This is a genomic window from Embleya sp. NPDC025285 (assembly GCF_055558835.1).
Map to the genome: position 1 here is coordinate 35,719 of NZ_JBVHLU010000013.1, position 23,405 is coordinate 59,123.

16 protein-coding genes and 1 pseudogene are annotated in these 23,405 nt (G+C 70.7%); 6 read left to right on the plus strand and 11 right to left on the minus strand.

Annotated features, from left to right (window positions below; genetic code table 11):
• Positions 1 to 163 precede the first annotated feature (163 nt).
• Together ACZ4FV_RS11105 and ACZ4FV_RS11110 are read right to left on the minus strand one after the other, a co-directional pair.
• Positions 164 to 2,191 carry a HelD family protein gene (locus ACZ4FV_RS11105; protein ID WP_465322508.1) on the minus strand — a complete coding sequence of 676 codons (2,028 nt, stop codon included), beginning with the start codon at positions 2,189 to 2,191 and terminating at the stop codon, positions 164 to 166.
• An 828-nt stretch (positions 2,192 to 3,019) separates the two neighbouring features.
• On the minus strand, positions 3,020 to 3,937 hold the full coding sequence (locus ACZ4FV_RS11110; protein WP_402235529.1) for an alcohol dehydrogenase catalytic domain-containing protein: 918 nt from the start codon (positions 3,935 to 3,937) through the stop codon (positions 3,020 to 3,022).
• Between the two features lie 119 nt (positions 3,938 to 4,056).
• Here ACZ4FV_RS11110 and ACZ4FV_RS11115 point away from each other — a divergent pair, with 119 nt between their 5' ends.
• The 6 genes from ACZ4FV_RS11115 (at position 4,057) to ACZ4FV_RS11140 (ending at position 7,772) form a co-directional block, all read left to right on the plus strand.
• Positions 4,057 to 4,506 carry a winged helix-turn-helix transcriptional regulator gene (locus tag ACZ4FV_RS11115; RefSeq protein ID WP_395868669.1) on the plus strand — a complete coding sequence of 150 codons (450 nt, stop codon included), beginning with the start codon at positions 4,057 to 4,059 and terminating at the stop codon, positions 4,504 to 4,506.
• A 322-nt stretch (positions 4,507 to 4,828) separates the two neighbouring features.
• Positions 4,829 to 5,110 carry a hypothetical protein gene (locus ACZ4FV_RS11120; protein ID WP_395868671.1) on the plus strand — a complete coding sequence of 94 codons (282 nt, stop codon included), beginning with the start codon at positions 4,829 to 4,831 and terminating at the stop codon, positions 5,108 to 5,110.
• A gap of 211 nt (positions 5,111 to 5,321) precedes the next feature.
• Positions 5,322 to 6,197 (plus strand): HEAT repeat domain-containing protein, encoded by an 876-nt coding sequence (locus ACZ4FV_RS11125; protein ID WP_402235525.1) that lies wholly within the window; start codon positions 5,322 to 5,324, stop codon positions 6,195 to 6,197.
• 309 nt (positions 6,198 to 6,506) lie between these two features.
• Positions 6,507 to 6,920, plus strand: a complete 414-nt coding sequence (locus ACZ4FV_RS11130) for a VOC family protein (RefSeq protein WP_465322509.1) — start codon at positions 6,507 to 6,509, stop codon at positions 6,918 to 6,920.
• 58 nt (positions 6,921 to 6,978) lie between these two features.
• Complete coding sequence (locus tag ACZ4FV_RS11135; protein ID WP_465322510.1) at positions 6,979 to 7,272, plus strand: YdeI/OmpD-associated family protein; 294 nt, start codon at positions 6,979 to 6,981, stop codon at positions 7,270 to 7,272.
• Positions 7,273 to 7,352: 80 nt separating this feature from the next.
• Entirely contained in the window at positions 7,353 to 7,772 is a 420-nt protein-coding gene (locus ACZ4FV_RS11140; protein ID WP_402235519.1) for a DoxX family protein, read from the plus strand.
• 205 nt (positions 7,773 to 7,977) lie between these two features.
• Here the strand turns inward: ACZ4FV_RS11140 and ACZ4FV_RS11145 are convergent, their stop codons facing one another.
• From ACZ4FV_RS11145 to ACZ4FV_RS11185, 9 genes and pseudogenes are all read right to left on the minus strand, one after another.
• Entirely contained in the window at positions 7,978 to 9,342 is a 1,365-nt protein-coding gene (locus ACZ4FV_RS11145) for a phosphotransferase (protein WP_402235516.1), read from the minus strand.
• An 825-nt stretch (positions 9,343 to 10,167) separates the two neighbouring features.
• Positions 10,168 to 12,528: a sulfatase-like hydrolase/transferase gene (locus ACZ4FV_RS11150; RefSeq protein ID WP_465322511.1), complete on the minus strand. Its 2,361-nt coding sequence runs from the start codon at positions 12,526 to 12,528 to the stop codon at positions 10,168 to 10,170.
• Positions 12,529 to 13,412: 884 nt separating this feature from the next.
• Positions 13,413 to 13,586 carry a hypothetical protein gene (locus ACZ4FV_RS11155; RefSeq protein WP_402235505.1) on the minus strand — a complete coding sequence of 58 codons (174 nt, stop codon included), beginning with the start codon at positions 13,584 to 13,586 and terminating at the stop codon, positions 13,413 to 13,415.
• A 66-nt stretch (positions 13,587 to 13,652) separates the two neighbouring features.
• Positions 13,653 to 14,270, minus strand: a complete 618-nt coding sequence (locus ACZ4FV_RS11160) for an HD domain-containing protein (RefSeq protein WP_402235722.1) — start codon at positions 14,268 to 14,270, stop codon at positions 13,653 to 13,655.
• A gap of 205 nt (positions 14,271 to 14,475) precedes the next feature.
• Positions 14,476 to 15,675 carry an LLM class flavin-dependent oxidoreductase gene (locus ACZ4FV_RS11165; protein ID WP_465322512.1) on the minus strand — a complete coding sequence of 400 codons (1,200 nt, stop codon included), beginning with the start codon at positions 15,673 to 15,675 and terminating at the stop codon, positions 14,476 to 14,478.
• The gene (locus tag ACZ4FV_RS11170; protein WP_465322513.1) at positions 15,672 to 17,015 is read right to left on the minus strand and encodes an NtaA/DmoA family FMN-dependent monooxygenase; all 1,344 of its coding nucleotides are present in this window, start codon (positions 17,013 to 17,015) and stop codon (positions 15,672 to 15,674) included. Before ACZ4FV_RS11170 ends, ACZ4FV_RS11165 begins: the two co-directional genes overlap by 4 nt.
• A 340-nt stretch (positions 17,016 to 17,355) precedes the next feature.
• Entirely contained in the window at positions 17,356 to 18,366 is a 1,011-nt protein-coding gene (locus tag ACZ4FV_RS11175) for a TauD/TfdA family dioxygenase (protein WP_465322514.1), read from the minus strand.
• A 41-nt stretch (positions 18,367 to 18,407) separates the two neighbouring features.
• Positions 18,408 to 19,394, minus strand: a complete 987-nt coding sequence (locus ACZ4FV_RS11180) for a hypothetical protein (protein WP_465322515.1) — start codon at positions 19,392 to 19,394, stop codon at positions 18,408 to 18,410.
• A gap of 1,066 nt (positions 19,395 to 20,460) precedes the next feature.
• Positions 20,461 to 21,996 (minus strand): annotated as a pseudogene (locus ACZ4FV_RS11185) (M4 family metallopeptidase); the annotation flags it as partial.
• Between the last annotated feature and the right edge of the window lie 1,409 nt (positions 21,997 to 23,405).

The following is a 23,405-nucleotide window of genomic DNA, read 5'->3' on the forward strand; positions in this document are numbered from 1 at the left end:
GACCCGGTGATCGCGAGGCCGGGATCCGAACGCCGTCGGCCTGGACCGGGCCGCGTGATGCCGGGTGCGGCCGCGAGTGGTGAGGCGGGGTGCAGCCCCGTGCGCGGGCCGGTGTCCGTACCGCACCGGGTGTGCCCGCGGCAACGACGCGGGCGCTGATCCGTCAGGCGGGCTGGACGGTGATGGTGCAGAGGCGCTTGGTGGCCCGGGTCAGGGCGACGTACAAGTCCCTTTCCCCACCGGGGCGGGCCGTGATGATCTCCTCGGGGTTCATGACGACGACACCGTCGAATTCCAGGCCGCGTGCTTCGGATGCCGGCACGATGCGTGCGTGTTGTGCGACACCCTGGGCCGTCAGTTCGCCCACCCTCGTGTCCGCGCAGAGCACTCCCAGAAGCTCGCCCGGGTAGGCGGTGCTCTGGGCTCGGAGCTCCCGGGCGACGGCGGTGACCAACCCATCCGGAGGCGTGGTCACGGTGCGAGGGCTCTCACCGCTTCGCAGTGACCGTGTCGGCTTCTGGTCCGGAGCGATCCGCGCGAGCAACTCTCGGACACTCTCCAGAATCTCCTGCGTGGTGCGATAGCCGACGGTCAGGTTGTGCAGTTTGAACCGCGGTCCGACGTGCGGGCTCAGTGCTTCCTTCCAGTCGCGTGCCGTCGCGACCGGGCCGGCCTGGGCGAAGTCGCCCACCAAAGTCATCGCCCTTGCCGGGCAGCGGCGGACGACCATCCGCCACTGCATGGCGGTCAGCTCCTGCGCCTCGTCGACGACGACGTACCCGTACGTCCGCTCCGGCGGGCCGTCGACCAGGCTCGCAGCCTCGTCCAGCAACGGCACATCGGCATCGGTCCACGGGTGGTCCGGACCACGCAGCAGAAGTGACCGCTCCTCCGCGGTCAATCGGGGCAGGCGCTCGGCGAGAGCATCGGCATTCGTCAGGAGCGCCTTCACGAGGTCACCGGGTACCAGCCGCGGCCACAACACCTCGACCGCTCGGTCGACGCCGGCGTCGTCGAGGAGATCGGCCCGGATGGCGTCCAGGTCCAGCTCGTGGACCGGACCCGAGTCGGCCGCACCTTCCACACGGCGCTGGGCGGCACCAGTGAACCGGTCGAGGTCCATGCCCGTCATCGCGGCGGCATCGGCGTCGATCTGCTCCAGAAGGTCGCCCATGTCTCGTTGCATGGCGTCGGTGACGGCGTCGACCAGAAGCTCTTTGAACACCTGGCGTGCGGGGTTGTGCCCCGGTGCGGCTGCCACGGCGGCGTCGCGTGCCGTGGCAACGTCCTCGCCGGACAGGTGAACCGATTCCTGTCCGACCCGCACGGTGAAGTCGCCGTGGGGAGCTTGGTGGACGAGCAACAGGCCGGCCAGAGCATCGGCGAGGTCGGAACTGCCTTTGAGACGCGCCGTATCGAACGGGTCCACCGTGTCCGCGGACACTCCGGCCAGTTCGTGGCAAGTCGCCAGGACGACGTCGTTCTCACCGAGCGAGGGAAGGACCCTGGAGATGTAGTCGAGGAACCGGGCATTCGGGCCGACCACCAGGACACCTTGCTCCGCGGCGCGCGGGAACGCGTACAGGACATACGCCGCCCGGTGCAGGGCGACCACCGTCTTGCCCGTACCGGGCCCGCCCTGCACCACTGTCACCCCGCGGTGGGCGGAGCGGACGATCTCGTCCTGCTCGGCCTGCAGCGTCGCGACGGCCGCGTGCATCCTGCCGGTACGCCGCGCCGACAAGGCCTCGGCCAACGGGCCGTCACCCACGACGTCTTCGTCGGTCGGGGCGGAACCGTCGAGCAGTTCGTCGCTCACCGAGACCACCGTGCGTTCCTCGAGGCGCAGGTGCCGGCGGCGGCGCAGATTCATCGGGTGGATCGGCGTCGCCTCGTAGAAGGGCCGCGCCGCGTTCGCGCGCCAGTCCACGAGCAGAGGCAGTTCGTCGTCCTCCGTATGCAGGCCGATCCGCCCGATGCGCAGGGCCGTGCCATCCGTCCAGTCGATGCGGCCGAAGACCAGCCCCTTTTCGGCGCCCTCCAGCCGGCCGATTTCCCTGGCCAGACGCTCGGCGGCGATCTCTCTCTCGTATGCCTCATCGGCACTTTCCGCCGGAGCTTTCAGCACATTCGCTCGGTGTACTCGCGCCTCGGAAAGCCGCTCGGTGAGCAGGTCGTACAAGGTGGACACAAAAGCCCGCTCCGATGCAACCGCACACACAGCAGGGTCGTTCGCTTGCGACAACAGGGGACTCCTTCGATTCGAGCCAAGATCATATGGTCATAATTCTCCGAAAATAAGGCTTGACTTACTCGGGGCGCCGTGGCCCCAACCTGTACGAACGCTCACGCCCTGCATCAGTCAGACCGGCAATGGGGCCCTGACCTGGGAAAATAAAGATCTGCTGCGGCTCCTCCGAGTATCGAATGAGCGTTGAATCGGTGCACACGACGATGATCTAGAGCTGTCCGCCGGGCCGGGTGGCGCGCTTGGCGACATCGGCAAGACCGAGGGCATACAGGACTGCCTCATGACCCTGCGACTGAATCCATGACGGCCGACCGTATGGCAAATCATGCATTCCGCCGTTCCGTTTATTGCCGGTTGCAATCTCGATGCCCGTATGCCTTATGGGCGATCCCCGTTCTCGGATGCCTGCGATTTTTTGCCGCACTCGGGAAAAGACGGAAGAGCCGGTGAGGCGACCTCGCCCCATCGAGCTCACTGCCAGGGGCATCCGGTCGCCTCGTCCGGGGACCCGACCGAGGAGACGAGCGCAGAATGGGTCAAAGCCCTCGACCGGCCCTCGACCGGTCGGACCTGCCCGAGGGCGAGCACCGCGCCCATGCCGAGTCGGCGTGGGGGATCACCCCATACGTCGCCGAGGGGCTGTACATCCTCTACGGCCGGGTCGGGCCGGGGGTCGGTTGCGCGGCAGGGACCGGCCCCCGGCGTTCGAGGCTTCCGGCGGGTGGGTGCCGGTGATCGCGGTGGGCGGCGCGCTCGGCGCCGGGCTGGTCAGGGGCGGATGATGTAGCGGCCGCGCAGGCCGCCCTTGGCGGTGGCCCGGTGGGCGTCGGCGGCCTGGTCCAGGTTGACGACGGCGTGGACACGGGCCGGGAGTTCGCCGGCGGCGGCGCGGGCGAGGAGGCCGGCGAGTCGGGCGCTGTCGGACGAGGTGAACAGCGTGGTGACCGCGATCCCGCGCTCGGCGGGCGGTGCGAGACCGGGCCGCACACCGACGTAGGCGCCGCCGTCGCGGACCAGTTCGAGGGCCTGGTCGTTGAGTTGTGCGGCGTCGACGACCGCGTCCCATCCCGGCTCGGCGTGCGTGGTGAAGTCGGCACCGAGGCCGCGGACGAACTCCTCGTCGCCGGTGCGGGCGAGCCCGGTCACCTGCCAGCCGCGTTCTTGGGCGAGGACGGTGACGTTCGCGCCGACCGCGCCCGCGGCGCCGGTCACCAGCAGCCGGTCGGCCCCGGCGGGCGCGTCGCCGAGCAGGTCGACGACCTGCGCGGCGGCCAGACCGTTGAGGGGGACCGTGGCCGCGGCCGGCAGGTCCAGGTCGTCGGGGACGGGGGCGACGTCGGCCGCCGCGACCACGATCTGCTCGGCGTAGGTGCCGTAGTCGCGGTCGAAGCCGACCACCAGGCCGGCCACCCGGGTGCCGACGGCCAGGTCGACGCCCGGCCCGGCCGCGTCCACGGTGCCGGCGAACTCCCAGCCCAGGCCGGTGTGTTCGGGCTGCTGGACCAGACCTGTCGAGTGGAAGAAGCCCGCCGCGACGCCGAGGTCGGTGGGGTTGACCGTCGCCGCGGCGATGGTGACGCGGATCCGGCCGGGGCCGGGCTCGGCGACGGGCACCTCGATGATCTCGATCGAGTCGGGCCCGTTCGGGACGCGGACGACGGCGGTGCGGAAAGTGGCGGCACTCATGACTTGTTCCTTCGCGGTGGGGTGATCGTTTCCGTGCTCCATGCTGGTTTCGTTAACCTCGTGACAAAAGAAGGCACTTGAAAGTGCGTTAGCCCCCTCGGGCACCGAAGGAGCGATCGATGTCGACGCGGACGGCGGCCCAGCAGCGGGCCGAGGAGAAGACGAGCTACAACGCGTTCATGGAGGGCTGCCCCAGCCGCCAACTGCTCGATCGCATCTCCGACAAATGGGTCGCGTTGATCCTCGCGGCCCTTGGCAGCGACGGCCCGCACCGCCCCGGGGTCGACCACGGCGATGGTCCCCGGACGATGCGCTATTCCGAACTGTCCCGCCGGCTCGCGGGCGCCAGCCAGAAGATGCTCACCCAGACCCTGCGCTCCCTGGAAGTCGACGGCCTGGTCACCCGGACCGTCACGCCCACCGTGCCCGTCACCGTCACCTACGAACTCACCGAACTCGGTCTGTCCCTGAATCGCGTCATAGCCGGCCTCAAGGACTGGGCCGAAACACACATGACCGACGTACTCGCCAACCGCGAGCAACACCACCGCGCCGCAGCCGAACACTGACTAGGGTCGGGGCAGTCCGCCCGGCGCCGCCGCCTCCCCCGGCGTAGGCGGTCGTGCCCGAGCCGTCCCCACCCGCTGCCCCTGTGCCCGGACTCCGTTCCACTGCGCGCAGAACGCGCGGATTCCGAGGGTGTGGCACCACATCCTCGTGGCGGCCGGGCTGCGAGCCCTTTGTGCAGACGCTCGGATCTGCCGACGTGACTCTCGTGCGCGTCCAAGGTCCGCGCCCGACCCGACACGGCTGCGCCGCCGACACGCCTTCGCACCGGGTGAATTCGCCGATCCCCGGACACCTCGGGCAGACGTCCGACACCCTGGGTGGGTGGCCGACGACATCGCGCACGACGACCCGTACGAGGGTGCCCCGCCGATCCCGGTGGAGTTGGCGGGCCTGGCCGAGTCCACCGGCCGAGAATTGTTATTGCGCGTGGCGGCCGTCCTGGACCGGGTCGCGCTCGCCGACACGTCGGGCGGGACGGCGCTGTTCGCGTCGGCACTGCACGCCGCGCGAGGCCTGGTCGAACACGACGACCGCGCCGATGTCGACCAGCCGTTGCGGTACGTTCGGGAGCAGTACCGGACATGGCGCGAGGCCACGACATAACGACACGCGGGAAGACTTCGGGCTGTTCGGCGTCGCAAGGGCCGGAACCCCTTGCGGGAGCGGTGTCCCGCGCGCGGAACGGACACACCACCCGCCAAGCCCTCGACACCGCGCCGACTCTCCCCGCCATCCGACGGGCAAACCCGACGGCTCCTCCACGCCGACCGGCCGTGCACGTGCAGTAGCAGCACACGAGAGCAGGAACGACTCGATGGACATCGAAGGCGCTGGGATCGACCACCTCATCGTGCAATACGTGTGCGGTGAGGATCGGGCCTACGACGGCCTGGTGGCCGCGGGACCGGTGAGCCTGTCGCGCCTTCTGGACACGCGGGCCGGCCGCGCCGCACCGTCCTGGAACGACGCGTTGGCAGAGGTACGCGAACGCCTCGACGCCCTGGGGAGAGAGGCCTTCGAACGCCTCTCCACACTGCAGGCGCTCCTGGCGAAGGCGTTTCCCGACGCCCTGTTCGACGCGGTCGCCGACGACCCGGCACTCGAACCCGTCGTGATGTGGACACTCCAGGGACTCTCCGATCCCCGCGTGCTGCCGATCCTCGAGCGTGGGCTGCGTTCGCCGGGCTCCACCCGCCGACAGGCGCTCCACGGCATGGTGAAGCACGGATCCGCCGCACACACCGACACGATCGTCGCCTGCCTGGGTGACGAGGACGATCGTTGGACGGCCTTCGAAGTGCTGGGGCACCTGGGTGACGAGCGTGCCATCGGCCCGCTGCTGGCCTGGCTCGCCGAGGACGACCGCACCGCCATGATGGCCGAGCAGGCTCTCGCCCGCATCGAGGAGCGCATCGGCGGCCCGGTCACACGACCCGTGTGGCTGGACCTGGAACTCAAAGAGTTCACCGCGTCCTCCCCCCTCCAGCCGTCCCGTGTCACCGAGGTACCGGCGCCCGGGCAGACCGTGGTGAACGGCGACGTTCTCGTCACATTGGAGAGCGAGCTGTTCGAGACACGGTTGTGCGCCGACCGGTCCGGAACCGTCGCGGAAGTCCGTGTGGCAGTGGGCGACGAAATCTCCGACGCCGTCGTCGCCGTCGTCCTCCGAGCCCGACGCCGCATCGGCTAGCGACACCGTCCGCAGCGCGGCCGGCGGCTGGAAGGCGGCGACCATTGCGCGTTTGGGGGATCGCGCGGCATCGGAGACGTCGCGTCCTCGGCCTCTCTCGGGGAGCCGAGCACGCGGGTGGGCCACCGCCTGCGGTCCTGGTGCTCGGCGAACCGTGCGCTCAGCCGGTCCGGTTCGACCATGTCACATTCCTATGTCCGCGCCGGTCATACGTACTGACCGGCGAAACCCGCGCCGATGCAACGGCGGGCCCGGGCCGCCGTCCGGCCGGACGGCACGCGGAACCCCTCAAGCACAAGGAGTCATGGCATGAAGGCGCACGTCAGCGCGATCCTGCTCGGTGTCCGGGACATGGACCGGGCCAAGCAGTTCTATACCGAGGGGCTCGGCTGGAAGATCAAGGACGACTTCGGCGTCTCGGTCTTCTTCGAGTCGGACGGCGCCTCGCCGGTCGGCTTCTACGGCCGCGAGGGCCTGGCGGATCAGGTGGGCACAGGCGCGGACGGAACCGGCTTCGGCGGGGTGGTACTCACCTACGTCGTCCGCAGTCGGGAGCGGATCGACGAGATCATGGCGGAGGCCGCAAGGGCCGGCGCCAAAATCCTCAAGCCCGCCGGCGACCTGCCCTGGGGCGGATACGGCGGTACCTTCGCCGATCCGGACGGCTACATCTGGAGCCTCGGTTTCAGCGCCCGGGGAAAGGACCAGCTCTACGCGGAGTAGCCGCTCTCCGTTCACAGCCGCCCGGGACGGCGAGGCGCGTGCCGCGACCGTCCCGGGCATGGCGACGGCCCCGGTGGGCGAAACGGGAGCGAAGCACGGCGACCGGCCGGCGACCGGCGTCGCGATCGGCGACACGGTCGAGGCCGAGGTCGAACTCGACACCGAACCACGCGACGTCGTCGAGCCCGCGGACTTCGCCCGACCCCTGGACGACGACCCCCGCGCCCGCGCCGCGTACGACAACCTCACACTCAGTCGCAAGCGCGAGCACGTGCGCGCCGTCGAGAGTGCGAAGAAGCCCGCAACGCGCCAACGACGCATCGAGAAGGCCATCACCGCCCTACGGGGCTGACACCCGACATCGAGACTCCGCCGGCACAACAAGAGCCGCGCGGATACCCGACCCTGCCCCACGCCACCGAAGGAACACACATGCCGAAGCGCCTGATGACCGTGCTGTACTGGTTCCTCGCCCTCGAATTCGCGCTGGGCGCCGTGACCAAGTACTGGCCGGGCGACACGATGTTCAGCTCGGCGTACTCCGCGAAGTTCGTCGACTGGGGCTACCCCTCCTGGATGCGCTTCGTCGTCGGCGCCCTGGAAGGCCTCGCGGCCGTCCTGCTCGCGATCCCCGACAAGCGAACGCGCTTCCTGGGTGCCACGACGCTGATGTTCGTGCTCACCGGCGCGGTCACCACCCACATCGTCAACCACGACCCCGCGGTGGAGAGTTGGGCCGCGCCGGCGCACCTGGTCGTCATGGGCCTGCTCGCGCTGACCACCTGGCCCTCCGACTGGCGGGACCTCCTGCGAGCCCCTGCCCGCCAACAGCCCGCAATGACAACGGCGTAGCCCCGCAACCGCGTCCTCACCGGCACACCACGGACTGAGCGCGGCAACCGGCAAGCCCGCGCTTCGACCACCGGCTGACTCTCTCGGGCGGAATGCGCCTCGCCCTGGTCCAGATCGTCCACGACGCAGCCGAAAGCCGGGTCTACCTCGGTTCGAGACCGACGCCCGCGGTCCGCCCGATCCGACTCGCCCGCGCTGCGGTGGGTCAGGCGCGCAGGCGGGCCAGGGTGCGGCGCCCGCGCTCGACCAGCTCCGGATCGCCGTGCTCGCGGCCGTACCGGATCCCGGAGACGGCGTCGCGTGCGGACGCGGCGGTCAGATGTTCCTCCTCGGCCCGGCTGAGCGGCCTGCCATACCCGGTCAGGAACGCCGCGCGCAGATCCGGGCGTCCCGTCCAGGCGTCGGACAGGCGTACAAAATCCCGTACGGCGGGGGCGTGTTCGCTGCGCTCGAAGTCGATCACACGCACGGTGGCGTCATCGGACCAGAGCAGGTTCCGTGGTTGCAGGTCGCCGTGGACGGGGACGAGATCGAGACCGGGCAGCCGAGCTGCCTGTCGCGCCGCGGCGCGGACGAAGTCCTCGTCACCGGGCAGGAGATGGCCGCGGACCCCGTCGAGGAGTCGCTCCAACGATTCGAGGCCGGCGCAGGCTCCGTCCGCTCGTCGGGCCGGCGCGCTGCGGTGAATCGAGGCGGCGAGTGCCCCGATGCCGCGGAAGATGCGTCGCTCGACGTCGGGCGGGTGGACGGCGCCGTGCAGGGAGCGGCCCGGAACGGCGGTGACGACAACGGCTCGCAGATCCGCGTCGGCGGCCATCAGCCGCGGCGCGGCACCTCCCAGCCGCGGGACCCAACTCCGGTAGGCACTCGTCTCGCGATCGTGGAAACGCTCGTTCTGGTGGATCTTGACGAACCACAGGCCACCCGCGGCGCCGTGTGCCCGCCAGACCCGGCTGTCGGCCCGGGCCCAGGATGCGTCCGACCACTCGGCGATGCGGCCGACCGCCCGTTCGGTGAACTCTCGCACAGCCGTGGGCGGGACCGGGTCCGCGTCGCCGACGGCCGGGACGCGACGGAGTCGATCCGCCGTCGGGTCGTACGCGATCGGGTCGCCGGGCTGCTGGAAGTGCACGGCGAGCCGGGTGCCGACCCGATAGGCGTCGAGCCCGGCCCGACAGTAGGCCACCATCGGCGTCGGCAGCGCGTCGAGCCGATACCACGCCATCCCATCGCACACGGCGGGCTCCATGACCCGCGGAGTTCCGCGCCAGAGCCGCGCCTCGAAGAAGAACCCGACCCGGGCACCCCCGCCGGGGCTGCGATGGTGCACCGTGACCGCGGCGCGGACGTCGGCCGGGTCCACGACCACGCCGGTCTCCTCCTCCGCCTCGCGGATCACGGCGCCGACGACGTCCTCGTGCGGACCGTCCAGGTGGCCGGACGGAAGATGCCACAGGCCGGCGGCATACACCGTCCCGGCCCGACGCGACAGCAGCACCCGCGTCCCGTCGACGCTGTCGCGACGCAGGATCAGATGGACGTCCACGGGCTCGGTGTGACGCTCCCTCACGCTCGTTTCCCATCGCAGTTCTCGGGTGATCCGGGCCCGGCTGCCGGTCTCGTGCCCCCGATCCTCCGGGTCGCGATGGGGTCACCCTCTCGCGAGGCGGGCCGGTGACGGCGGTGTCGCCTGGCTCTGTTCACGAGTATGGGCGGTCAAGGCCGCCCTGTGGGCCGTAGGTCCTCGGCGGTGTCGGCGGGGCGCGTGACGCGGTCCGAGTGCGTCCGGCCACAGCCACGGCGACGCGTCGACCGCGAGGACGATCCGCCCGTCCGCGGCCCCGGGCAGAGGCAACCGCGCCAACACGTCCCGCAGTGGGTCGGTGTCGATCCGAGAGCTCGATTGACCGCGTCGTAGAGCACTCCGTGACCACTGCGGTGCTCCAGTGCGAGCGACAACCCGACCAGCGTCCTCATCGGACCGTCCGCACGCAGCACCGCGTCGTCCGCCAACTCGAACAGCGCATCCTTTCGGCCCTGCCGTCCTCGGCCGGCCGGGCCGTGCCTGGCGACGGTTCGGCGGTCCTGGCCGGGGGTTCCAGGACCGCGAGGCGCTCGAAGGTGTCCGGCCTGGGTTCTCAGGCCACGAGCCCACGCGGCTCCGGACTCGCAACTCCCGCCCCGTTCCGCCTTCCACAGGCCGGCGGACTCCGCGCGCCGCCGGTTCGTCTCCTCCCGCGCGACGACGTTCTCCGGTTCACCGGCGGCGAGCCCGGCCGCGATCGCGTGCTCGACTGTGGGTCATCCGCCGGTACCAGGCATCGATGTCGTGCGTCATCGAGTCGCCGTCGTCGGGGAGACGTCGCCGGCCGGTCCTTTCCGTGGGGCGGCCCGCCTACTGGCGGGCCATGTGCATGCGCATCTCGCTGGGAACGTCGACGATCAGGTCACCGGACAGGTCGACGGTGACGCTGTGGAGGGTGCCGGTGAAGCGGAACGGCGGCCGGTAGTCCGGGGTGACGGCCGATCCGGGGTTGGCGCCACAGGCCATGCCACCCGGGTTGAACGTGATCGGGGTCGTCACCGGCATGTCGCTCTCACCGACGAGGCGGCCGTCGATGTAGAGCTGGGCGCGGCCGGGCGCGCCCTTGCCGTGGGCCATGTCCGGGGCGCCGGTGGGCTCGAACTCGAAACGCAACGCGTGCCGCCCTTCGGGCACGCTCTCGCCCGAGACCACGTGATACAGGGCCCGCTGGACGTAGTTGTGGGCGTAGTGCAGCCGGCCGTCCTTGACGTAGAGCGACCAGCCGCCGGCGTTGCCGCCCTGGCACAGCAGGACGCCCTCCGCGCCGCCGGGCGGGATCTCGACGTCGGCGACGACACTGTGCGGCCGGTTCAGGACCCGGGGGGCGACCGCGGCGGGCAGGACCTGGGTGCCGGGGCGGAAGGTGTAGCCGGTCCGGTTCTCGGTGATCTGCGGGCGCTCGGTCATCACGCGCTCGAAGGCGCTGCCGTCGATCGGCATCACGTTGTACTTCCCGGCTTCCACGTACCACAGGGCGATCATCTCGATCAGCTTGCCGCGGTGCTCCCGGGCCAGATTGCGGGTCTCGGCGATGTCCTCGTCGACGTGGTAGAGCTCCCAGTGGTGGGCGTCGAGGTCGTCGAGGTCCGTCACGGTGATCGGGGTGCCGAAGGGCCGCTCGGCCTCGGCGAAGGAGGGGCCGGGCCAGGGGCAGACCGCCCGCCATCCGTCGTGGTCGATCGCCCGGTGCCCGAGCATCTCGTAGTACTGCGTGCGGTGACGGGTCGCCGCGTCGGCGTCGTCGAAGGTATGGGCGAAGCTGACGCCGTGGATGGGTGACTGGGTAACGCCCCGGATGGTCGCGGGCGCCTCGATCCCCAGGACGTCCAGGACGGTGGGGACCATGTCGACGATATGCGCGAACTGGCCGCGGATCTCGCCGCGGGCGCGGATGCCGGCGGGCCAGTGGACGAGGAAGGGGTCGCTGGTGCCGCCGCGGTAGGTCTCGCGCTTCCACCGCCGGAAGGGGGTGTTGCCCGCCCACGTCCAGCCCCACGGGTAGTGGTTGAACGTGGTCGGCGCGCCGATCTCGTCGATCCGGGCCAGGCTCTCCTCCAGCGCCTCGGGCGCGTTGTTGAAGAACTGCAATTCGTTGGTGGTGCCGGTCACTCCGCCCTCGGCGCTCGCACCGTTGTCGGAGACCATCATGATCAGCGTGTTGTCGAACTCGCCGGTCTCCTTCAGGAAGTCCAGCAGCCGCCCGATGTGATGGTCGGTGTGCGCGAGGAACCCGGCGTAGACCTCCATCATCCGCGCGGCCAGACGCCGCGCGTCCGGCGTGAGCGACTCCCACGCGGGCACGTCCGGGTCGTGCGGAGACAGCCGCGCGTCCTGCGGCACCACACCGAGCTCCTTCTGCCGGGCGAAGGTCTGCTCGCGGTAGATGTCCCAGCCGTCGTCGAACCGTCCCCGATAACGGTCCGCCCACTCCGCCGGCACATGGTGCGGGGCATGGGTGGCGCCGGTGCACAGATTCAGGAAGAACGGCTTGTCCGGGGCGACCTGCTTGGCGTCTGCGATGAACGACATCGCCCGCTCGACGAGGTCCTCCGTCAGGTGGTAGCCCTCCTCCGGCGTGGCCGGCGGCTCGACCTGGTGGTTGTCGTACACCAGGTCCGGATGCCACTGGCTCGTGTCGCCGCCCAGGAATCCGTAGAACCGCTCGAAGCCCCGCCCCAACGGCCACCGGTCGTACGGGCCCGCCGCCGACTCCTGTTCCGAGGGCATCAGGTGCCACTTGCCGACCATGTACGTGTTGTAGCCGTGCTGGAGCAACATCTCGGAGAGGAACCCGTTCTCGAACGGGATGCGCCCGTCGTAGCCCGGGTAGCCGGTGGCCAGCTCGGTGATCGCCGCCATGCCGTTGGCGTGGTGGTTGCGGCCCGTGATGATGCACGAGCGCGACGGCGAACACAGCGCGGTGGTGTGCATGTTGTTGTACAGCAGCCCGCCCGCGGCCAGCGCGTCCAGGTTCGGCGTCTCGATCGGACTGCCGTAGCAGCCCAGTTGCCCGAACCCCGTGTCGTCGAACACGATGAACAACACGTTCGGCGCACCCGCCACCGCCCGCACCGGCTGCGGCCACGCCGGACTCGACTCGTCGGTCGTGCGCCCGATCACCCCCGGGAACCGCTGCCCCGGCCGGTACTCGCTCCACGACGACTGCGCCATCTCGGTCTCCGTCCCACCGGCGGCACCAGCGCCGGTGATGTGTGTGCGGCCGGGCGGCCTGCCACGACCACAAAGCCCTGCCATCGACGCGGGATCCATATCGACAGCCGGGCAGGAGACGCCGGCTCCGGCCGGGCCCCGGGCTCCTCCACGCTAGGACGCCACCTCCACCACGGCGACCGGGGTGCGCCGTCCGGGCCTCCGGCGAGAAGGCGATTCGAGGCCCCGACCGAGGACGACCCGGTGATCCGGCAGGGCCTGATCCACGCCTCGACCGTCGCCGTCGCGCTGCTCGCCCTGGTCGAAGTCGAACAGCCTTCGCCCCTTCTGCGCACTCGCCCACCCGCCCGGTCGGGGCACGTACCGGCGGGCCGAGCCGGTTCCCGCCGAACGGGCCGTCGGGAACCGGGCGCCGGGACACCCGCCGGTCGACGCGCGGGCATGGGCGTGGGCGTGGGCCTGGGCGTTGCGGCGTTCGACTCACCGTGTCCGGTCCGCGTCACGCGGTCGGGTCGCGCCGGGCGTCTCCTCGTCACCTGGATGCCCGGTTGCTCGTTGTGCCCGTCGTGGTGGCCCGGCGTCCCCCGTCGCCGCGCCCACCTCATCCCGGTGGTCCCTCCCCCGATGCCACCGGGTGGCCGGGCGCGTCGGTGCCGGCCGGCGCGACGCCGGCACCGACCGCGTCCCGGGAACCGCACTCGGGCCACCCGGTCCACGGCGGCTCAGTCGTCGTGCCGCGGCCGGGTTCGCCCGCCGGGAGGCGCTCCGGCAGCGCGCGTCCGCGGCGTCCGGCGAGCGTCGCGGCGAGGACCCCGCGGTCGACGTACGGCCCCACCGCCGTTTCCACCAGCCCCCGCAACTCGGCCCGAGCCGGCGCCTCGACCTCACTGCACCGGCCGGTCGACGTCGAAGCCGTGCCGGGCCGCGAACGCCGGCCGGCGGGGGTCGTCGCGTTCGCGCTCGACCGCGGGCAGCGCGTACGCGCGGACCTGCCCGTGGGCGAGGGTGCCCCACTGGTCGCCGACGCCTTCAGGACCTCGAACGTGGCCGCCTCCCACCGGGCCCGGAACGGCCTCGGTTCCTCCCCCGCCTTCCCGCGGCGCCGCCTCAGCGCCTGAGCCGGATCACCGGTGGGGAGCGCCGTCGGCCAGATGGGCGAACGTCTCGAGCCAGCTCGCGTACCACTGGCGAAACCACGGGTGACCCTGGGCGAGAGGGACGATGGTCCGCGCCGTCTCGCGGTAGTACGAGCCCCGTTTGTCGGGTCGGGGATGCGAATCCAGGCGCTGGACGTTGCTCAGGCGATCCGCCAGTTTCACCATGAGCGCGTCCGTCGGCGCGCTCTGCAACCGGCTCAGATAGGCCTCTCGGGCCTCGGCCGGGGACTGTCCCTCGGCCGGTTCCGGTTTGGTCACCCACTCGACCAACTCCGCGACCCGATCGCCGAAACCGATCCTCACCGCCTCCGGCGAGCATGCCGTGTCCTCCACCACATCGTGCAGGACCGCCGCCCGCAGGACGTCGACATCGACGATGCCCAGCGCCTCCACGAGAACGCGCACGACCTCCAACAAGTGCTCGACGTACGGCTCGCCCGCCGGCCGGACCTGGTCCGCGTGCCAACGCACCGCGAAGTCCACCGCCGTGTCGAGCAGTTCCAGGTCCCCCGGGGAAAAGCGGCTCGCCCATCCTTCCCGGAGAACCGGCCAACCGGCCTTCGCCTCGAACCGCTCGAGCACCATGCTCACCACTCGCCCCCGTGTTCGCCGACCGGCACCGAACGGCCAACGCTACCAACCCACATCACGCGGCCGTCTCCCCCGCCGGACCACTCGACCACCGCGCCTACCCCGTTGTGGAGATCGAGGTCACCGAGATGGCCTCCGCCGAAATGCTCCTCGCGGTCTTCGGCTACTCCCTGTACTCAGGGTGCACACCGAGTCCTTGTCAGTCCCTTGTGTACCGGTTGACGGCCCGCGGAAGGCCGAGACGGGCTCGCAGGGTGGTCGTGGTGTAGCCGGTGCGGAAGGCCTTGCGTTGCCGGAGCTCGGGGACCAGGGCGGTGGTGATCGCCGTCAGGTCGTGGGGCAGGGCCGCGGGGCGTAGGCGGAAGCCGTCGAGGCCGGCCGGGCGCCAGTCGAGAAGCAGGTCGGCCAGTTCGCCCGGGGTGCCGGTGAAAATGTGCGCGTCGGAGGCCAGGGCGGCGCCGTCCAGGCCGTCGAGGCGGCGCTTGCGCCGGGCTGCGGCGCCGGGTTCCTCGTCCAGGAAGACCACCAGGTCGGCGAAGGTCCGCAGCGGTTGGTCGACCGGTCGGCCGGCCTTCGCTTTGGCCTTGTCGACCTTGCCGAGGATGGTCGCGATGTCCGCGCGGGAGCGTGGGGTGAGGTAGACGACGTCGGCGGCCGCCGCGGCCAGTTCGTACGGTACGGAGGCATGGGCCAGGACCGTGACCGGTGGTTGGCCCTGGGGCGGGCGCGGGGTGATCGAGGGGCCGCGGATGCTGAAGTGTTCGCCGACGAAGTCGATGTGGTGCAGTTTGTCGCGGTCGATGAAGCGTCCGGTCGCCGCGTCGCGGATCTCCGCGTCGTCCTCCCAGCTGTCCCACAGCCGGCGGGCGACCTCGACCACGTCGGCGGCCTCGCCGAACAAGTCGCGCAGGCGTTTGGCGATCAGTTCCGTCTCGCGGATGTCGTCCGGGGACAGGGCGGGTGTCGTACGCCTGCCGAAGTGGGTGGCGTCGGCGGCGCGCGAGGAGATTTGCGGACGCCAGCCCGCACGGCCGCGGCTCGCGTGGTCGAGCGTGGCGATCCCGATCGCGACGTGGAACGGTTCGGTGTGGGTGACGTTCGTGGTCGGCACGAGTCCGATGTGGGAGGTCAGCGGGGCGAGGGTGGCCGCGAGCAGGACCGCGTCCAGTCGGCCCCGGACCTGGTCGGTGCGGTCGTCGGGCCGCTCGAACGAGGCGGATTGCATGGCGAGCGCGTCCTCGAAGGTGACGAAGTCGAGCAGCCCGCGTTCGGCCTCGGCGACCAGGTCGGCCCAGTAGCGGGCGGTGAACAGGTCGGCGGGTCGGGCGTCCGGCTCACGCCAGGCCGCGGGGTGCCAGCCGGCACCGTCCAGCGCGACGGCCAGGTGCAGCGGGGTCACGATGTCTCCTTCGCGCGTGGCGCTTTCAGGCCGAGGTGGTCGCGGAGTGTGGTGCCGGTGTAGTCCGTGCGGAAGACACCCTTCTCCTGGAGCAGTGGGACCACCCGGTCCACCAGCTCGTCCAGTCCGGTGGGTGTGAGGTGGGGGACGAAGACAAAGCCGTCGGCGCCGTCGCTTTGGACGAACTCGTCGATGGCTTCCGCGATTTCATGTGCGGTGCCGACGAACGTCTGTTGTCCGGTGACCTCGATGACCAGTTCGCGCATGCTCAGCCCACGCGCGTCGGCGAGTTCCCGCCATCGGCGGGCAGTCGCGTCGCGGTCCTTGCGGAAGGTCGAATGCCCTTGGAGGAGGAGACTGTCGGGCGCGGGGTCGATGTCGGGCAGCGGGCCGTCCGGGTCGTACCTCGACAGGTCCCGGCCCCAGACCGCCTCGACGAAGGTGAGCGCGGTCTGTGGACCGACCTGGGCCCTGCTGATCTCGGCCGCGTGCTCGATGGCCTCCTCGGTCGTATCGCCCAGTACGTAGGTCGCGGTGGGGAGGATCTTCAGGTCCTCGGGCGCGCGGCCGTGTCGGGCGAGCCGTCCCTTGACGTCCCGATAGAAGGCGCGGGCCTGTTCCGGGGTGTTGTATTTACTGAAGACGACGTCGGCGTCGGATGCCGCGAACTCCCGCCCTTCGGGGGATTCGCCAGCCTGGATGATCACCGGGTGACCCTGCGGTCCACGCGGTGTGCCGAATCGCCCCGAGATGTCGAAGTGGGCTCCCCGGTGCGCGAATTGCCCTGCGCCGGCCCGGATGAAGCAGGCTCCGTCCGGGTCGGCCGGGATGTCGTCCGGCCGGCGGCTGTCCCACAGTTCGCGTGTGGTCGACAGGAACTCGGCGGCGCGCGCGTAGCGTTCGGCCTCGTCGAGGAATCCGCCGCGACGGAAGTTCTCGCCGGTGAACGCGTCGAAGCTGGTCACCACGTTCCAGGCGGCCCGACCCGCGCTGAGGTGGTCCAGCGTGGCGAGCCGACCGGCGACCTCGTACGGTTCGTTGAACGTGGCGTTGACCGTCGCGGCCAGTCCGAGGTGGGTGGTGATCGCCGCGAGGGCGCTGAGCACGGTGAGCGACTCCGGCCGACCCACGACATCGAGGTCGTGGATGCGGCCCTTGTGTTCCCGCAGCCGCAACCCCTCGGCCAGGAAGAAGAAGTCGAACTTCCCACGTTCGGCGGTCCGGGCCAGTCGGGCGAACGAGTCGAAGTCGATTTGACTCTCGGATCGCGGGTCCGACCACACGGTGGTGTTGTGGATTCCGGGCAGTTGCGCGGCAAGATGGATCTGCTTCACCGGCACGACGCGACCGCCCGCCTGTTGCGGTGGCGGCGCGCCGGCTCGGCTCGGCCGTGGTCCGGGGATGGCTCCCCTGGTCGCGTGATGTGGTTGCGCATGGTCTGCATCGTCGAACCTTCACACTTATGTGAAGGTCAATCCGACCCGGCATGGCGTGGATCACATCGACTCGCGTGCCGCCTCGGGAGCGAGAGCGGCGTCGGAGCCGGGGCCACTCGGACACCCCGCCGTCAGGATCACCAGGTCCCCACTACAGCACATCCCCGGTCGGCACCCGCGGACGCGCCGGAAGTCACGCCCGCACCGCGTACGTCAAGCACCTACCCGTGGGTCTGGACGCTGCTCAGCGGGCGAGTATGTGGCCGTCGTGGGGGCGGTGGTCCCGGGAGCGGCGCAGGTCGGTGGTGACGTAGGTGCGTTGCAGCCAGCGGTCTGCTCCGTCGTAGCGGGGGTGGAAGGCGGTGCGGCCATGGACGGTGACGCGGTTGTCGATGATGACCAGATCGCCGGGAATCAGGCGCAGGGTACGAGCGGTCGCCTCGCAGGCGCGGCCGAATTCGGCCAGCGCCGCGGTAGCCCGAGGGGTGAGCGGGGTGGTGACGAGTTGGGCCATCCGTATGTCGGGATCCTCGACCGCTCCCGACAGCACCGCTCGGGGCTTGACGTCGGGCTCGCTCACGGCAGCGTCGGAGCCGAAGGAAGGTGGTGGTGTGGTGATGAACTCCGGTGCGAACAGGGCCTGGCGGCCGGCCGACGTGAGAAGCGGCAGCGCTTGGCGGATACCGGCGACGCGCATGCCGGCGATCCGGTCGTGGTCGGCGCGCAGGCACAGGAAGATCACATGGTCGGGTGGGTGGGGGTGGAAGCCGTTCTCGGTGTGGAAGGACAGCGGCACCGATCCGGCGTTGCCGTGGAAGCTCTCCTGCCCGGGCACGGGCACGACGTCCTGTACGAGGGCACCGGATTTCTCGGCCCGGTAGGCGAGAGGCTCGCCCAGCCCGCAGGCCACCATGGTGAGCATCGCGGCCGAGACGGTGGCCCGGCGCTGGACGGAGCCGGGTACGGACGGTGTCGCGGGCAGGGCCGCCCGATCGACGGGCAGGCCGCCGATCACCAAGGTGCCGTGCGGGCCGGAGTTCCTTCGAAACCGGCGCACCGCACGGCGCAACGGCAACGGCAGGTCCTCCCAGGCGTCCCGGGCCCGGGCCACCCACTCGGGGTTGTCGACTTGGTCGTGAACGCCGGTGCACAGGGTGCGGGCCTGCCGCTCGCACGCGTCGGCATCGGCCGGGTCGAGTGCCCAGTCGCCGGCGACGGCAGAGCTTCGGGTGGTGCCGGGCGTCGTCTCGGGCATCAGGGTCTCCTGCCGCAGGTGTGGGTGGCGGACACACGGACTCACGAGTGGCGCAGGCCGGCCACGGCGTCGGCGACGTAGTGGTCCCCGAATCGGATCAGGGAGGCGTACCGGGCCGCGCGGCGATGGCGCATGTGCCGTAGTTCGGCGACGGCGTTGTCGGGGCCTTCCGGTTTCTGGGCGATGGAACGATGCAGATGCACCATCGAGTACGCGAGGGTGACGTGCCGTTCACCGTCCACGATGTCGGCTTCCAGGAGAGCGCCCCGTACCTCGGCCAACTCCGGGGCGCGGACCGCCAACTGCTCGTAGGGGTCGGGAACCACGGACAGCAGGTCCTTCATCGCCGCCCGGAACAGCTTGTATCCGCGATGTTGGCGCCCGCTCAGCGGGACGTCCACCGACGGAGGCGCCATGGTGTGGCGTATCGCCGCCATGTAGTAGTCGGCCGGGACCGTACTGGCGTGCGTCATGGCCGCCGGAAAGCCCCGTACATACACCGTCGCATCCGCCAGCCGCAGCAGCGCGGCATCGCCGTCGCCGTGCCGCAGATGGCGGGTGGCGTCGGCCACGGCGACCGCGGCGCAGACGTTGAACAGGACATGGACCTGGTGCCCGATGAGCCACCGAGCACTCCACACACTCTCCAACGACGCCCCCGCGGCAGGCTCGGGGACGGCCACCGGCGGTACGGAGTCGGGGTCGGCGCCCGGCGCCGCGCCGGTGAGGTCGAGCACCGAGTGCCGCATCCCGGCCGCCTCCAGCGCCAGGTCGGCACCCGACAACGGAGCCTCGCACAGGTCTTCCAGACCGCGGTGGACGACCAGGACACCGTGCAGGGCGGCCTGCTGATCCGACAGTTCCCCTTCACGGACCCGGAAGAACGCTTGACTGGTCGACTCCGCCGGCAGTCCCTCACCGGCCACGGCCGGAGCCAGAGCCGACAGCGCGGCCACCAACTCACCGGCAGCCACGGCGGCCTGCCGCAGCGCGGCGGTCCGTTCGACGGGTCTGGCATGAGTCGCCAACCCGGCCAGCACACGCGCGGTGCGCCTCGCCTCGGCACCGACTCGCGTGCCCAGCGCCGGGACGGACCGCCCGCCTCGGGGTTCACGGAAAACAGCGACTGCTGGATGATCGGCAACCGGCGATATGTCCATGGCTGAAGTTCGCCAAGAACACCGCACACGAAACCCTGATCCGCAAGACCGTTCCTGTGCGGTGCGCCGGAGTTGGCCGGCGGGGTCCGCGGCGGCGGGTCCGGCATGCCCCGCGGGCTCCGGTCCGAGGTCCGGACAACCACCATCCACGGCACCGGACCGACCGATTGTGAATCCCTGCCCGACGTCACCGCGGTCCAAGGATCGGGTCGGGAGATCGTCGGCGCCGCGCAGCAGGGCGCAGCGGTGGCGGTGCGAGCACCCCGCACGGACGGCGTCACCGGTTTCCGGCGCAGCCACTCGGCGTGCGGCTCGGGCATGGGACCCTCGCCTTTCTCCGCCTCCGGAACGAACAACCCTCGCAGGAAAGGTACTTCGCTCACGGCAGGTACCCGCCCGGGTCCGGAACAACGGCCGTGCCGCCGAGGGCGGTTGCTACCGCCCCACACGTTGGCGGCCCAAGGGCCGCCGGCACAAGGGGAATCGGGAACTCGGCCCGAAACCACCCCGACGCCGTTCACACCGACCCGCCCTGCCGGACCTCGCCCGCGCAACCGGCCGCACCTGGACGCCACCATCTCGTCGATCGCGACCGGCTCGGTTCTGCTCGTCTACGCGGCCTGCTTACCGTACGTCTGAGCTCTCGCGCCCAAGCCGCCACGCTGGTGGTGCAATGAACTTGGTGGGGCTGGTGTGATCAGGGCGTCGGAACCGTTGCTGAACAGTAGTCCCGCTCGCCGACCTTCACCCGCGCACCGTAGGGAAGTTGCTGACCGCACTGAACCGCCCGACCACCCCGCATGGAGGATCGAACGTGAGACGGAGCCGTTCGATCCACAGACCCCCGACGCGCCGAACGAGGCCGCGGCGGGTGGCCGCGGCCTCGTCCGAGGGCGAGTGTCGGATGCCTATCGGGGTGCGTTCGGTATCACGGGCAGGTCGGGTCACCGGGCTGGGCCGGGACGCTCACCGCGTTCCAGGCCGCCTTGGTCTTGTTGAACAGGCCGCAGGTGGAGTCGAGCGCCTTGGCGGACTTCAGGGTCGCGGTGCGGTACTTCTTGTAGGTCATGCCGCTCGTCTTGAGCAGCATGCCGCCGTAGAAGATCTTGCCCGCGGTCTGGATTCCGACGCCCGTGAGTTGCGTGTTGTTGCAGGTCGGGCTGGAGGGCTTGCCGCCACCGGGGTTCGTGCCCTCGGCGAGCAGGTAGAACCAGTGGTTCAGGGGCCCGGCCGCCGCGTGGGTCTCGGTGCCGGGGATCGAAGAGCTGTAGCAGTTCGGGTTGTTGTTGACCAGCGAAGGGTTGTACATGTTGCGGATCGGGCCGCTGCCGACCAGGTTGACCGTCTCGCCGACCAGGTAGTCCGGGCGGTCGTAGGGCGAGGGCTCGTTGGTGTACGCCTCGGTGAGCGCGCCGAAGATGTCACCGGTGCCTTCACCCAGGCCGGCCTCGGCGCCGGCACCGCCGGGAGTGAACTGGTCTATGCCGTGCCCGAATTCATGGCCCACGACGTCCATGGACGCGATCCACTGGTTGCTCTGGTTGCGGCCGATCTGGACCTGCGAACCGGTCCAGTAGGCGTTGATCGCAGGGAGCCCCACACGTACCGGCCAGCTTCCGCCGTTGCCGTTGTGCCCGTTGCGACCGAGCCAGTCGCGGAGCATGTTCCATTCCTTCTGCGCGGCCCACAGGGCGTCGACGCAGCCGGTTTCCTTGCTGGTGGCGTTGCCGTTGCCCCAGGTGTCGGTGGCCTTGGTGAACACGCCGCCGCTGTAGTCGGCGCAGGACAGGCCGGGCCGGGTGGTGTCGATCATCTTGTAGTTGCCGGCGCTGCCGCTGGTGTTGATCGTCAGCGGGTTGGGGCCGTTCCACTGGCTGGTGCCGGTACCGCCCTTGACGTCGTCGTAGGAGTCGAGCATCCGACCCGAGCGGGCGTCGACGAAGACGTGCAGCCGGCTGGGTGCGCTCTCGGTGCTGCCGATCAGCACCGTCTCCCAGGCCAGGTTCGCGGAACCCTCCCGGACTCGTACGACCAGGCGTCGCGACTCGACCTTGTCGACGACCTTGAGTCGCGAACGCGAGACGTTCTCGGCCGCGCCCTTGCCGACGGTCGGCTTGACGGGGACGTCGATCCGCAGATCGGTGGCCGACTCGGCGGCCCGGACGTTGCCGTTGCCGTCGGCCAGCACCGCGGCGCTCGCGCCGACCACGGGCAGCCCGCGGTAAGTGCGCTCGTAGGCCACGGAGTACAGGTCGTCGACCCACGGGGTCACCTGCTGCCGCACGTAGCTCTCGTTGGGGCCCTTGGCCAGGACGTCCTGGCCGCTCGCGGCGGCCTTGTCGGCGGCGGACACCGCCGCTGCCAAGCCGGGCGCGGGCGGAGGGGTCGCCGCGTTCGACTGGGACGTACCGACCACGAGGCCGGCGAGTAAGGCCAGGACCGACCCGACCGTCACTGTGCTGCGTTTCATCGAGGCTCCTTGGATAGAGGACAGACCTCGACCACGAGTCCGACTCTCGTCGGTCCGCGGGGTGAGCGGGACCGACCATCGCGCGCGCCGGGTTCGTGCCCGAACGAACGAAACGCTCACACGGGCGCAAGTCGACCGTCAACGAATGTGATTGGCGCGGCACATTCTGTCAACAACCCACGCACGCCCTCGTCGAGCACGCGGGCCGCCCGCTCCCCTCCCCGACAACCGGGCTCCCACGAAGGCGAGTTGGCGCGAGTGGGGGCGAAGAACGCGGACCGTCGGGCGGCGTGGCTACCCGGTTGGGGACGTGCAGTGGCACGCCCGGGCGTGAAGAGCTGCGGTGACGACGGTTCGAGACCGGTTCGGAGAGCAGGAACGCGCCAAGGCTGACGGGACACCGCGAACTTGCCCGACGAATCGGCGACGACAGGGTGGCCAGGACAGGCGTGGGGGCGTGGGGCTGGGGCCAGAGCGAGGCCCGCGGGCCGGGACGGAGTGGCGCAGGGGCTGTGATGGTGGTGGTGGTGGCGGTGGCGGCGGTGGTGGCGGTGGTGTCGGCGGCGTCTGTGGTATCTGAGGTATCCGTGGTGTCCGTGGTGTCGGTGGGGTCGTCGTGGGGCCGGTGGCGTTCGGGCGTCGGTGCCGTGTGGCGTGGCGTACGGGCGTGCCGGTGCGGGTGGCTCCGGCAGGTCCCGCGGTGGGAGCGGGTGTATGGGCGGCGCGGGTGGCGAGGTCCGGCGCGACTGTCGGCCCCGCGCTGGGGCACCCCGGGCTGCGCGAGGTCGTGGGGGTGGCGGCGGTGGGTGTGCAGCGGCGGGCGGTGCGGGTCGGAGGGTGGCGTCGGTCACTTGGCAGGGTTTGGTGCTCGGTGCTGATGGTGCTGATGGTGCGTGTGGGGTTGACGGTTTGAGGATGACGCAGATCAGACGCTTGGTGACGGGTTGTCGCACGGGCATTGACACATGGTCGCCCGTTGCGCGAAATCGGAGAATCTGAGCAAAGTCGACATTCTGCCCGAATCAAGTCGCGTCTACACGCGTGACCCGTTGCCGATCCTTCCGGAGTTCGTGTGCCTAAGCCCGTCCTGACGTCCCAGCCGTCCGTCGCCCGTCGCGTGCGGACCCCAGCGCTCCCCGGTCGGGGTGTCGCCCGCCGACTCCCGGCCCTGGCGGTGGTCGGGGTGCTCGCGGTGACCGTCGCCGCGTGTGGCTCCGGTGACGGCGCGGGGTCCGCCCGGACCGACAAGGCAAAGGCAGCGGCGGTACCCGTGAATCCGCCCCCGACGACCACCCCGAACCCGGCACCGGACGGCCCCGGGGCGCGGGGCGCGTCCCCCACCGGCCCGGCCGAGACGACCGCCCCCGGCCCGTCGGGCCCGCAGCCGTCGGCGTCGGCACCCTCGAAGC

Coding starts and splice junctions, on each gene's coding strand:
- ACZ4FV_RS11140 (WP_402235519.1), top strand. CDS start 7,353: ATGCCGAAGCGCCTGATGACCGTGCTGTACTGGTTCCTCGCCCTCGAA.
- ACZ4FV_RS11130 (WP_465322509.1), top strand. CDS start 6,507: ATGAAGGCGCACGTCAGCGCGATCCTGCTCGGTGTCCGGGACATGGAC.
- ACZ4FV_RS11125 (WP_402235525.1), top strand. CDS start 5,322: ATGGACATCGAAGGCGCTGGGATCGACCACCTCATCGTGCAATACGTG.
- ACZ4FV_RS11160 (WP_402235722.1), bottom strand. CDS start 14,270: ATGGTGCTCGAGCGGTTCGAGGCGAAGGCCGGTTGGCCGGTTCTCCGG.
- ACZ4FV_RS11115 (WP_395868669.1), top strand. CDS start 4,057: ATGTCGACGCGGACGGCGGCCCAGCAGCGGGCCGAGGAGAAGACGAGC.
- ACZ4FV_RS11150 (WP_465322511.1), bottom strand. CDS start 12,528: ATGGCGCAGTCGTCGTGGAGCGAGTACCGGCCGGGGCAGCGGTTCCCG.
- ACZ4FV_RS11135 (WP_465322510.1), top strand. CDS start 6,979: ATGGCGACGGCCCCGGTGGGCGAAACGGGAGCGAAGCACGGCGACCGG.
- ACZ4FV_RS11110 (WP_402235529.1), bottom strand. CDS start 3,937: ATGAGTGCCGCCACTTTCCGCACCGCCGTCGTCCGCGTCCCGAACGGG.
- ACZ4FV_RS11175 (WP_465322514.1), bottom strand. CDS start 18,366: ATGCCCGAGACGACGCCCGGCACCACCCGAAGCTCTGCCGTCGCCGGC.